Here is a 12,810-nt window from a genome sequence, read left to right as displayed (position 1 = left end):
AGATTTATTATCCAGTCCTTGCCTAATCCTCGACTCCATTTTACGAAATTTACATTCCACTATGGTTAGATTTATTATTATCATTTGAATCTTGAGGAGTTGTTAAAATTTGATAATTTACATTCCACTATGGTTAGATTTATTATTTTGGACTATCATATAGTCAAACTCACTTCCTCCTTTATTTACATTCCACTATGGTTAGATTTATTATGTAGTTGACGATAGTTTAGAAAGAAGTCAATTTTTAATTTACATTCCACTATGGTTAGATTTATTATATCTAACATGATAGAAAGCTATTTAACACAAAAAGATTTACATTCCACTATGGTTAGATTTATTATTATATTTTCGATAATTTTTTCTATCTCGCTCTTGCTATTTACATTCCACTATGGTTAGATTTATTATGCGTTTAAAATATATCATGCGGTTTTATTAGTAGTGATTTACATTCCACTATGGTTAGATTTATTATTATTCTGCAGCTCGTGAAAGGATTTGAAGCAAAATCATTTACATTCCACTATGGTTAGATTTATTATTATCGTTAAAACTATATTCTGAAAAAACTGTCTCGAGATTTACATTCCACTATGGTTAGATTTATTATGGAGAGCGTATCCGAAAGTGGCTATATAAAAATTGAATTTACATTCCACTATGGTTAGATTTATTATCCGTTTTTTCGGCATGAAATATGAAAAGACAAAATCTTTTACATATTAAATTTGGAGTAAGTCGATATAAAAAATATATAACATTACAAAATACGAACCTATTTCAAAAAACTTGTCTGTCGATAAGCCGTAAAATATTATTCATTATATATCGACATACTCGTATTTTATATAAAATTTGAAGTTTTGTCAATATCTTCTTTTACCAAAAACTCTTTTTCAAGCCACTTTTCGTTTCTGCTTTTGAAAACTATGCAAGAATCTTTATTTTCTCTTAATATGTCAAAGAGCTCTTTTTTTAATTTGAGGTATTGGGCTTCGGAAACCTCGCCCTCGAATACCGATTTTTGTATATGATTAAGATACCTTTTGCAAATATTAAAAACTTTTTTCAATACATAAGGATTATCTTCATCGTTTACTTCTATATCATACATTAAAATTATATACATTTCTACCACCATATTTTAAACGGAGAATATTCTTTTTCGCCTAGTAAATGTTTTATTATTTTATAAAGTTCGAGTCTCATTAAATGTTTATAAGAGACATCTCTGTTTAATGTTCTATGTTTTATCGTAGTCGAAAGTCTTTTATCGACTTCTTCCATAATTTTTTGAAGAATATTTTCTTTAAGTCTTAAAAAATTGCTTTCTTTATCAAAATCGTTTTCCGATATTACATTTTTATTAAGAAAATAAAATATCAATCTATCGACTATCAAAGGCTTAAAAATTTCGGCTACATCGAGCGACAATGAAAATCTTTTAACGGAAGGCTCATGCAAATAACTTATCGTGGGATTTAATTGCGTTCTGTATATTTCCGAAAGAACTTTTGAATAAAGAACCGAATTTAAAAAACTTATAAGCGAATTAATCATATTATCGGGAGGACGCTTTACTCTTTTTTCAAAATCTATTTCTTGATTTATAATTTTATTCCAGCTTCTGTAATATATTCTGTGAACATTTCCTTCGATTCCCATTATTTCGTCAATTTTATTATAACTTTCCAAACTTTCTTCCAATTTTGTTATCGATTCAATTTCTTCGTTTAAATCTCGTCCTCTAATATTATAATATCTCAAATTCCTTAAAATATTTTCAGTCGCTCCGTAAACGAATTTTTTAGCGAGCGAAATTCTTTTTTGATAATCGCTATAAAAAGAAACTTGTTGAACGAGCAAATCTCCCGAAACTAATTTTTCTCTCGGATAAAAGCTTCCAGCGTAGAATTCGTAATAATTAAAAAAGTGAACGCATATTCCCGTTTGAGATAAAAAATTAATCAATTTCGTATTAATCGTTATCTCTCCGAAAGCATAAATATCGTATATGACTTCTATCGGAAGATTTCTTTTCTCTCCCGTAGATTTGACAAATTGCAAAGTATTGTCTTTTCTCTTTAGCTCTCCGCTTGAAAATAAATAATAAGACTGACGCATAAATCCTCATATATAACAAAGCTCGTAATAAGCGCATTTGAAACAACTTTTTTCGTTTATTGGCTCGGGAATATTTTTACTCTTCAATATTTTATCAATTCTTTCAAGATTGCTTTTTATATTTTCCATATCCTCTTCGGTTAAAATAACTTCTTCGGTATATTTTGATTTCGGAATATTTAACTCTCCTTTAATATCTTCAAAACCATGATTTTTCAAAATAAAAAGATAATATTTAATTTGATTTATTGCCATTTGTTTTTGTTTATTCGATTTTTTAATTTCATGCACAATATTCTTTTTGAGAAAATCTATATTAACGGTATTGTCGATTAAAAAATTATGTCTTTCGTTTTTATAAGTAGTTTCGTCAATAAACTTTCCAATTTCCACCAATTCGCTTTCTTGTTCCATAGACAAATTATGATAAGAAAGCCAAACTTTTCTATCGCATAAAAAACTATAGGAATAAATAGTCCCCGATACATATTTTAATTCTTTGGCATCGTTAATCATAGTCAGTCGCTTAAAATTATATTTGCATTGCCTTCCAATAATCCTAATTCTTTGTCATATTCCAAATCGACTATAGATATTTTTTCAAATTTATTTTTTCCTAATTCTATTGGATTAATTCCAGTGTTTGATTGATGGCTTTTATATAAACGAACTGAAGTCGTAAATCCTAATATTTCATTTTTCTTATTTATTAAATTTTTCAAATCGTCTTTAGTTTTCTTTTCTTTATTTTTTATTTCAAAATATTCGTTTATAATATTATCTTTTATAGATAAATATATTTTTTCAGGCATTACCGTTACGCTATCAATCGCTCTAAACAAATCCGCAACGTCCGATTTTTCTATAAAAGCGGGAGGAAGTTTTTTAAGCGCTTCGTAATTTTCGTTTATTCTTTGTAAATACTTACTTTTTTCTTTTTCCAATTCTTTAGTATTATAAACTTTATTAATATATTCTAATTTCTGCTCTTCGGTAAAAATATCGTTATCGTATTTTTTTATAAATTTAACTGCTCTATCATATAACTCCGAATTATAAACACTATTTTTATTTTCTCCTACTCCGACTTTAGTATCGTAAATAAAAATATTAGGTTTGCCTTCTTCATAAATTCTGTTTCTATAGCATCTTCCCATTCTCTGAAGCAAACTGTCCGCGGAACACATATCGGTATATAAAACATCAAAATCTATATCCAAACTTGCCTCTACTATTTGAGTCGAAATCCATATTCCAGCGTCATTATTTCTATCTTTTTCATTCGTAGAAGCAAATTTTTGTATTTTATCTTCTTTTTCTTTTCTTTCTTTAAAAATAAATCTTGAATGGAGCAAATTAATTTCAATATTTTCTTTAATATCTTTAAGTTTTAAATAAACTTCCTGCGCTCGTTTAACGATATTGCAAATTATAAGAACTTTTTTACTTTTAGCTTTTTCTAAAATTTCATTATAATTAAAATCTTTTTCTTCTTCGTTTTCAAATTCGATAAATTTTATGAAATGTCTTTTTATACTGTTTCCGCTTTCGTCTTTCTTTATAAAAATTTTTGGAGTTTCAAATTGTATATTTTCTCTTTCCATTAATTCTATTATTATGGGCGGAAGAGTCGCCGTCATTATGCAAAATTGTCCGCCCAAATCGTTTATAACTTTTAAGCCGTATAAAATGAAAGCGGTTATTTCTGGCGTATAAGATTGAATTTCGTCTATTATTATTTTGCTATATTTCAAAGTCGCTGGAAATATTTCAGTTCCGAGCGATTTAAAAACAAAATAGAAAAGTTGGTCAATAGTGCATACCGTAAGAGGATAAGATAATTTTTTACTTTTTCCGTATTTTTCCATAGCGTCTTCAAAATCTGCATCCTCTTTCATAATCTCGCTTATTGCATCCGAATGAAGAAGAGTAATTTTTTCTTTATCGTAATATTCTTGAGTTTTTATTCTTTCGTAAATCGCGTTAATCGACACTTTAATCGGAAGCGTATAAAAAGTTTTTGAATTTCCCGCCCAAAGTAAAGCTCCTTCAGTTTTTCCAATTCCAGTGGAAGCAACGACTATTATATTTTTGTCATTATTTTTTAACATGAATTCTTGGCAATCGTTTAATCTGTATTTATTTTTTTCAAATTTGGTTTTAACTTTTTCGCATGAATTATCCGCCGTCATTTCAAAGTCGTCTTTATTAATTCCAAATTCATATTTCTTTTTATCTTTATTATAAACATAAGCGCTTGCGGCATAGTCTATTTTATTCAGCATTCCTTTTATGACTATGAATTTTAACCAGAATTCATAATGATTTTTTATTTTACAATCATTATTTTTTATCATATTCTCTTCTATGCCGTCAATTTCGCAATATAGATTTTTATTATATATTTCATTATACTTTTTCACATTATATTTTAAATCTTCATTGACTATTTTATTTAATCTCTTGAATTCTATTCTATGTTTATTATTATCTAATAACTCTCTGTTATGATGATTAAATATTGCCGTAGCCAAAACTTTTATATCTTTATCGTCAAATCCAAATTCTTTTTGTAAATTATCAACATCTATAAAACAACAACTCAATATGCCATGCGGTATGTCTCTTATATTTAATTCGTTATATAAATCGTTTAATTTTTTATTAATCGGAAAATCTTTTTGTATATATTCTTGGAATTTATAATTCATTTTTCCTAAATCATGTAATTTGCATGCCGTTTCAATTAAATTTAATTCTTTATCGTTATCATTCTTATTTTTAAATTTATTTGAATATTTTTCTATTTTTTTGAAATCGTCAAATAATTTTAAAAGCTTATTTGTATGTTCTTCTATAGTTTCGGTATGTGTTTTACTCTTGTTAGATTTAGCAATATATTTTATCATCTAAAAAAACTCCTAAACCTTCGTCTTCGCCCGTTCCTTTTTCCACAAAAACTCCTTTATTAAATTTAATACGACTTTCACTCGGTCTCATATATTTAACATTTATTTTGCCGTTTTCTTTTTCCCACTTTCTAATTTTAATTCCATTTTTTTCGTCTATATAGAATTTTTTATTAATCAAATATCTTGTTCCAGATTCCAATATATCATCTTCTTCATTAAGGTATATTACGGGTATATAAGCGCTATTTCTTAATTCGATTTTTCTCGGAGCTTCAACAATATCAATTAATTCTACAGAATTTATAATTAAAATATCTTCATGTCGCCCCAAAGACGGATAGATTTTTGGATTATTTAATTTATCGCATATTTCTTTTAAAAGTTTCGTATCTTTCGTGTATACATGAATTATAAGAGATAAATCTATCAAAAGCTCCACGCTTCCAACTCCTCTAAAAGACGGACTTTTCAAACTGCTTTCTTTCTTATTAAAACTATATTTTGTAAATAATCCATAATGGGAATTAATGCTCTTTCCTTGAACGCTAATATACATTTCTTTATATTCCGTAAAACCGCATGCTTTATGTATCATTCCAATAATGGAAGAATATGGAGGCAAAGGGTATGACTGCCATATTTCATTAAACCCTTGCCTTTTATAATTAACCATATTTTGACAGCATTTTATTTTAATTGCTTGCATAATAATTATTAACCTCTTCTCTTAATTTATTAAAAAAGTTAACTATACTTTCAGATTTTAACTCGCTTTTTATTTCCTCTCCGTTAGAAAATTTTTCTAATAAACAGCCAATATAAGTTTTTCCCATATTTTTACTATTAATTGAATCTAATATTTCCTTTATTAAAGAAACATTTAATTTTTTATATTCAATTAATTCTAATCTATTTGCAAAGAAAGGATTTTTTATATTATAAATTCCGCCTATCGCAAAAATCGGATTCATATTTTTTGTGTCCGCTTTTATTTCTCTATGCAAAAATTCTATTCCTTCCAATAATTTTGTTATTCTATTTTTGCATTCTTCTATATTATCTTTTTGTAAATCTATATTATCATTTTTATCAACTCCTACCAAATCTAAATCAACCGTTACGGTATATGTGTAATATGATTTATGTATTTCGGCATTATACGGAAGTAATCCTTTTTTATCTTTAGTTCTATTCGCTAAAGACAAATTAGTTCCAAATTCCATATCTCCGCTATAATTTTCTAAAGATATTGCATTGCTAAATCTTACAACCGCCGCTCTTATTTTATTTTCTCCTTTTTTACTTTTATCTTCAGTTTCATTTTCGTCTTTATTTTTACTTTTAGTGTTATCTTTACTTTTAGTTTTCATATAACCAAATAAATCTATTTCAGGTGATTCTTTTATATTACTATCCCATGTATATTGAGCCACCTTACCTTGAGCGGCTGTTTCTGTATCAAGCCAACCTAAATTATTCTTTAAGCTAAATATTAAAGCCTGCCTTGATATATAGCTATACGAATTACCATCCGCTCTGCTTATTCTCTTTAACGCCGATACATTTCCATAGCCCTCGCCATAGTTTGCGCTGTCCGCTTCAAAAATGATACTTAATGTTAATCCTTTATTTTCCATGATTATTCTCCTTTGTTTTATTTATTCTTTATCGTTATTATTTAAATTATTATCGTTATCTTCTTTCCTATATGCCCCGTTAAAACCAGCTAAATAAGAATATCCTAAATCTTTAAAAATATCTTTACTTTCTCTCATATCCATAATTATATTAGGTATATTTTTACCTAACGCTATATATGTATGAAATAAAATATCTCTAAAAAGATTAAAATTGCAAGTCTGAACGGAGTTAACGAGTTTAAAACTCATTCCCTTTATTTTATCCGTAACTTCTTGCGAATAAACTTTTTCGTCTATACTTTCGGCTATATACCTTCTCAATATAAACCCTTGTTTGCATGCCTCTTCGCCTTTTTGAATCATATCATTCATATTTTTATCTCCTTTTGTAAATATTGAATTTTTTATTATTTGTATCTGTAAAATAAAATATAACGCTTTTATTATATCATCAAATTTTATTTTATCGGGATATTTTGCCATATACATTTTATACAATAAATTATATTGATTAACATTTCTAAAAATATTTTCTATGCATTCGTTAAAAGCGTCCAATGAAGTTTTATTATCAAACGAGCATTTTATATTGTTATAATATAATTCGCTTAAATATACTTCAGAGGCTTTAAGAATATGCAAAACATTTTTATCAATATTTTTTATTACATATCTATATTTATTATCTTTTTTATTTTTTCTCTCGCATATTACGAATTCTATACCTTCTATTTCTTTCTCATTTTTCTCTATTTTATTTTGAATATAAGCGTTAAAATAATTTATGTTATATTTATTAAGATTTAGTAATTTATCTTCATAATTTTTATTTTCGTCTATTAAAAAATTTATACTATCGTTTTTATTAATAAATACGAAAAAATTTTTTGTATCAATAAATCCAATAGGAACGCATGCATAAATAAAAGCGCATAAAGGGCATATACGAACATCTGGATTATGATTCCAAAATTGAGAACTCTTCCCTTCAAGGTCTTGAGCTAGTCCGTTGATAAATGAAGTGCTATAAGGCTTTGTTTTCAATTCTTTTTCATTATTTGAATTTTCTTTTTTCTTTTGTCCTAAAGATTCGTAAACATAATCGTCATATATCGGATTTGAACACATAAAACAGTAATCTTCAATTTCTTTTTTGCTTTTATCCAATGCAATTTTCTTTATAGAATTTGTAAAATACTTTTCTATAATAAAAGTCAATTCATAATCCGAAGTATTGGCAGAATCCATAAATGCCAATTGTTTCCAAAAAGCCATTATTTTACCATAAACGCTATAAAAGTTTAATATAGAATTTAATTTTTTATTCTTTTTTATATCATTTAACATTATTTTTGCTTTCTCGATTCTGTCGTCATAAGATAATTTAATTAATTCCGTTTCATAATCATATTTTTTTGATAATCCTATTTTCTTTATTGCCTGTTTATATTTTCCTCCTTTTTCAACTTGCTTGCAAATATTTTCAATTTCTTTTTTAAATGATTTTTCATCTTTAATATTTTCAAAAAAAGTATCATTTTTAAATTTATAACAAATTGCATCAATATATGCTTGAGCTAAATTAGAATTTTTAAGAAATTCTTTTTTAATAAATAAATCTTGCCTTTCGATATAATAATCTTTATTTTTTCCTTCTTCCGCTCCAGACTCTTTCTCTTTTAAAACTTGAATAAACCCGACAATTCCCGCGTTATAAAGAAAAGTATCAAGGCTTACTTTAAAATATCCGTTATCCTTATCAATGGACTTTTTATTTTCTTTAATAGATTTTTTGCTTGCCATAAAATTAAATTCCCTCGCTTTTTAATTCTTTAATTACATCGAACATTCCAAATCCTTCGCCTCGTCTGCCGCCGATTCCCGTTTTATATAAAATATTCAAAAGTGCGCTCTCGCCCGAAATAATATATTCGCCTATTGAGGAATGTATTGAAACATCTTTGAAATCGACAACCGTTTTTCTCGCGGACTTGCAAGGCTCTAATTTTATATTTGAATTAACGCCGTCTAATTTCAAATCTTTAATCAATCTTGTAACGGAATAATTAAGTTGTTCGTTAAAATCGCTGTCGTTAAAATCCAAATAAATATCTTTGCCTTTTCGTTTTTCGTTAATCGTTATTTCCTCATGCTTTCTCACAACGAGCGGGCTTAAAAATTTTATAATCGCTCTATTTGAAGTAATAATTTTTTCATTTAACATAGTTATATTTTTCAATATCATTTTATTATCTTTAAGCGGATAGGAATGTTCTTCATTTTCTTCGTTATTTTTTATAATCATCGAATTAAAAGAATTATAAAATTCGATAAACCTTTTATTGTCGTAAATAGAAAAAACCGCATTGAAATAATTTTTATCAAGTTCTATTTTATCTTTTTCAATTTTTGGTTTTGGAAGATAAACGGAAAAAGTAAAAAATTTCATTATTGGTTTGCTTTCATAAATTTCTTTATAACTTTTTTCAAAATTTTTTCCCAAAGAATTTTTTATAAAACTTAAAATTAAAATCCTGTAATCTTTAGGTATTATTTTATTTTCAAGCTCGAAATGTAATTTAATTCTCATAATTTTCACTCGTCATTACTAATAAATTTATATAGTGTATTTTAACATATTAGTATTAGTTGTCAAGCGAAATATTGAAAAAATTTATCGTCATTTTGTCATTGCGAGGGTGAAAATCCGAAGCAATCAAAAAACGAGGGGCTTCATTATGCTTTAATTAATTTAAGAATTTTCAAAATCTTTTAATTTTTCTTTAAATAAATCCAAATCGATTTTAAAATTATTTCTGTTTCTGTCCTTAATTATTTTATTGAAATAGACGATATTATCTGGATTATTTTCAACATATTCAAAATATTTCATCCCTATAGTTTTACAAATATTGCGATGACAGTCTTCATAACTTGCATAAGACACTATTCCTAAAACCGAAGTTTCCTTATCGCAGCAAACTAAATTTGTAAGTCCGCTTCCCAATACGGATATAATTTTTTTAGCCTTATTAAATATGCAAAACTGCTCTTCCAAAGAATAATCCTCTGGATAAATCACTTTATAACCTAACGGAGATAAAATATTTATTAGTTCGTCTTCGTTCAAAATATTTCTCGTTTTTACTCTTTTTCGGCTTATATAAATTTTATCGTAAAAATGAAAATTATTTTTTGAAAGCAGTTCTTTAGTAAGATTTAAATATTTATCGCATAACCATTTTGGAGGATTTGCAACCAAAATTCCGGGAAAAGACGAAAAATATAAATTGTCGCATATTATTTCTTCTTCGTCATTAACGAATATAATTTTCTTCTTATTTAAACCGAATAATTTAAGTCCTTCCAAATAAAATTTCGATTTACAATGTTTACTTAAAATAATAGTGTCTACCTCGTCAAATAATTTCGAATCTTTAAGTAAAAATATCCGAGATAATATTTCATGCATCCAATGTCCGTAATAAACATGCCATTGCGATTTTAAAACGAATATGTTTCCTTTAATTTTTCTTCTTTTTCTAAATTTATAAAATATAAATCTTCCCAATAATTCTTGCGGACTATCGACTATATTTAGCGGCAAAACGTCTTTTATATAAAATCCGTCTTCCGTAAAAATAAATCCCCAATCTGCAAAAACTCTTCCGTTTTCTATTTGGCATATAAATTCTTCTTTTTCTTCGCAATCATATTTTAGAGGAATATATTTTTTATATTTTATTTCTTTAGCCGACACGGATTTATTTGTTAAAGTTTGGCTTATTTTTATTCCCAATTTATTTCTTATTTTTGAATGCAATAATTTATTAAATAGAGGCATAGAATAGCCCCCAAATTAAAATGATATAAATTATTAAAAAGAAATCAAAAAATTGCGATAAATAAAATTCTAAATAATTATTAGTTAGAAGATATAATTGTAGGTTGCGTTGCGTTGCGTTGCGTTGCGTTGCGTTGCGTTGCGTTGCGTTGCGTTCATGAGAATTTTCCCCCGTTAAACTATTTAAATCCGAAATTCTTTTTTCGGTTATTTGCTTAAAGCCCGCTTTAGCGTTAATTTAATTTATAGAAAATTATAACATTTTTAAAAAATATGTCAATAGTTTAATCTAAAAAAATTATCGAGTTATTATATCGTTAAAATATTTTTCGCCTCTTAAAATATCTTCCGATACAATTCTTTGAGCGTAATTATATTTATATGATAAACTTTCTTTGCCAACTTCTATTTTGACGATTTTATTATTTTCGTTAGTATAAAAATTATTGTAAAATCTTATAATACCTTCGACTCTATCTTTATACAAAAGCGAAATTATGGAATTCGTATAACTTATTCCCGTATTCGCCGCTATGAATAAAGGAATATTTTCGGGAGGAAATCCGTCTTCCAATTTGAAAGCTCCATTTTTTCCGTTCCAAATTAAAAGTGGGCTTACGGCATGAGATTCAAAAAATTCTTTTTTAATTTTTTCGTCTATCGAAGAATTATGAATCATTCCCGCCAAATAAGGATATAAATGGTCATGCTTAAAAATTATAATCGCATCGGGATATTTTTTAAGAATTATATTTTTTGTTTCTATTATATCAATTGCAGATTGAACGGAATTCTCAATAGTTTCGAGCAAAACTTTTCTATCTTTTCTATTTATTTTTTCTGCAAATCTTTTATTGTTTTCAAAAATATTCAAATCGTTTTTTATATGACTTCCAGCATGTCCCAAAAAAGTAAATCCCGAAACAAACAACGGTTCTTCAAAATCGTTATTCTTAATATAATTTTTTATGTTTGTGAGTCCCAAATTAAATATAATCTCTTCAAATCCAATGTTTGGAAATAATTTATCCAAGTTAAAAGTTATCCCGCATTCTTCGAGCGCTATAGTTTTATATCCCGCTTCTTTCATTAAAAAGGGCAAAGTCGTATTTATCGGGCTTTTTTGTTTTTTCGGATAAATCGGCGAAGTTCCAATTAAACCAGAAAGCCTCGCAAATAAACTTCCGTTGCCATCGTTTGGTCCCACTTTTGCGGATTTTGAAGCCCATTCTCTATATTCTTTTGGAAAAGGGTCGTTGTCAAACAATTCTAAAAAATGGCTATAGTCGTAAAAAGATTCCATAAATATTATAAATACATCTCTTTTATTCGGACTTTCAAAATCATAAGGCATAATCAAATTGGAAATATCTCTTTTGTTTTGCGCATGTTTTAATAATTCGATTGAATTTTTGACATTATCAATATTTGCGGTTATTTTATTATTTTCTCTGTCGAAAGAAATTCTATAACTTATAGAATTGATTATTCCAAATTTATTTACTCTTTCAATATAATTTGGATATATCGAATCAATTTTAACTTGTCTAAAAAACGATAAATAAGTCGTAATCATAATTATAAAAAATAATATAATTCCTTTTTTCTTATTTTCTAACAATATTTTAATTAGTCTAAATAAAAAATATAAAGCGAAAGCCAAAAGCGATGAAAAATATAATATTGTTGCGGCTATCGTAATTATTTGCATATAAAGAGGCAAAACTTCTATCAGCGAAGGATATAAATCTTGCATATCGGTAAAAAATATCGGTTTTGTCAGTATAGTTATTCCTAAAGGTTCTATTGCGAAAAATGAAAAAACGGCAACTATAATAAAAAGATAAGAGATTATTAATTTTTTATTTGATAGATAAAAAGAAATCAGAGAAAATAAATAAACATATAATATATCTATCAAACTTATTTTAAATTTGTCAATCGAAAGCGATGGAAGTAAAAATTGAGTTATCGCGCAATATAATATTGAAATAATTATAAAAGAGTTAATATAAAAATTATATAATATTTTTTTAATTTTCAATTTAATTTAATCCTCGCAAAGTTTATAAATTAATTATATAAATTAAATATTATTTTTATTGATTTTAAATGATAATATATTTTATTTTGTAAATCAAGATGTAATAAAAAAAATTGTATTAAACTATTGACATATTTTTTAATTCATGCTATATTTTAATCATAAAGTTAATAAATAATGGATAGTTTAATTATGATTAAATACTATAAATTAGCATACTATAATTTCGTTAAGCAAAGC

The 12,810-nt window shown here is 26.4% G+C and carries 10 protein-coding genes and 1 CRISPR repeat array; all 10 genes read right to left on the bottom strand.

The features are described from left to right. Window positions 1-47 precede the first annotated feature (47 nt). A CRISPR array of direct repeats spans window positions 48-683; the repeat unit is 31 nt; unit sequence ATTTACATTCCACTATGGTTAGATTTATTAT. A gap of 167 nt (window positions 684-850) precedes the next feature. The 10 genes from cas2 to EZH24_RS01780 all read right to left on the bottom strand — a co-directional run bounded on the left by cas2 (window position 851) and on the right by EZH24_RS01780 (window position 12,564). Then, complete coding sequence (gene cas2 / locus EZH24_RS01825; RefSeq protein ID WP_137997433.1) at window positions 851-1,135, bottom strand: CRISPR-associated endonuclease Cas2; 285 nt, start codon at window positions 1,133-1,135, stop codon at window positions 851-853. Between the two features lie 2 nt (window positions 1,136-1,137). After that, the gene (gene cas1b, locus EZH24_RS01820; protein ID WP_137997432.1) at window positions 1,138-2,130 is read right to left on the bottom strand and encodes a type I-B CRISPR-associated endonuclease Cas1b; all 993 of its coding nucleotides are present in this window, start codon (window positions 2,128-2,130) and stop codon (window positions 1,138-1,140) included. Between the two features lie 6 nt (window positions 2,131-2,136). After that, complete coding sequence (locus tag EZH24_RS01815) at window positions 2,137-2,646, bottom strand: CRISPR-associated protein Cas4 (protein WP_137997431.1); 510 nt, start codon at window positions 2,644-2,646, stop codon at window positions 2,137-2,139. Window positions 2,647-2,648: 2 nt separating this feature from the next. Continuing rightward, window positions 2,649-5,039 (bottom strand): CRISPR-associated helicase Cas3', encoded by a 2,391-nt coding sequence (gene cas3, locus EZH24_RS01810; protein ID WP_137997430.1) that lies wholly within the window; start codon window positions 5,037-5,039, stop codon window positions 2,649-2,651. Continuing rightward, entirely contained in the window at window positions 5,020-5,748 is a 729-nt protein-coding gene (gene cas5 / locus EZH24_RS01805) for a CRISPR-associated protein Cas5 (protein WP_137997429.1), read from the bottom strand. The genes cas3 and cas5 overlap by 20 nt, the downstream gene beginning before the upstream one ends. After that, the gene (gene cas7i, locus EZH24_RS01800) at window positions 5,735-6,679 is read right to left on the bottom strand and encodes a type I-B CRISPR-associated protein Cas7/Cst2/DevR (RefSeq protein WP_137997428.1); all 945 of its coding nucleotides are present in this window, start codon (window positions 6,677-6,679) and stop codon (window positions 5,735-5,737) included. The genes cas5 and cas7i overlap by 14 nt, the downstream gene beginning before the upstream one ends. Before the next feature lie 21 nt (window positions 6,680-6,700). Then, window positions 6,701-8,485 (bottom strand): type I-B CRISPR-associated protein Cas8b1/Cst1, encoded by a 1,785-nt coding sequence (gene cas8a1, locus EZH24_RS01795; protein WP_137997427.1) that lies wholly within the window; start codon window positions 8,483-8,485, stop codon window positions 6,701-6,703. Between the two features lie 4 nt (window positions 8,486-8,489). Beyond that, window positions 8,490-9,272: a CRISPR-associated endoribonuclease Cas6 gene (gene cas6 / locus EZH24_RS01790; protein WP_137997426.1), complete on the bottom strand. Its 783-nt coding sequence runs from the start codon at window positions 9,270-9,272 to the stop codon at window positions 8,490-8,492. Window positions 9,273-9,434: 162 nt separating this feature from the next. Further along, the gene (locus EZH24_RS01785; protein WP_137997425.1) at window positions 9,435-10,526 is read right to left on the bottom strand and encodes a glycosyltransferase family 61 protein; all 1,092 of its coding nucleotides are present in this window, start codon (window positions 10,524-10,526) and stop codon (window positions 9,435-9,437) included. Between the two features lie 298 nt (window positions 10,527-10,824). Next, window positions 10,825-12,564 carry an LTA synthase family protein gene (locus tag EZH24_RS01780; protein ID WP_419670426.1) on the bottom strand — a complete coding sequence of 580 codons (1,740 nt, stop codon included), beginning with the start codon at window positions 12,562-12,564 and terminating at the stop codon, window positions 10,825-10,827. Window positions 12,565-12,810 lie beyond the last annotated feature (246 nt).

It is taken from the genome of Brachyspira catarrhinii (assembly GCF_005518285.1).
GTDB classification, from domain to species: Bacteria; Spirochaetota; Brachyspiria; order Brachyspirales; family Brachyspiraceae; genus Brachyspira; species Brachyspira catarrhinii.
This window is presented reverse-complemented; position numbering and strand designations above follow the sequence as displayed.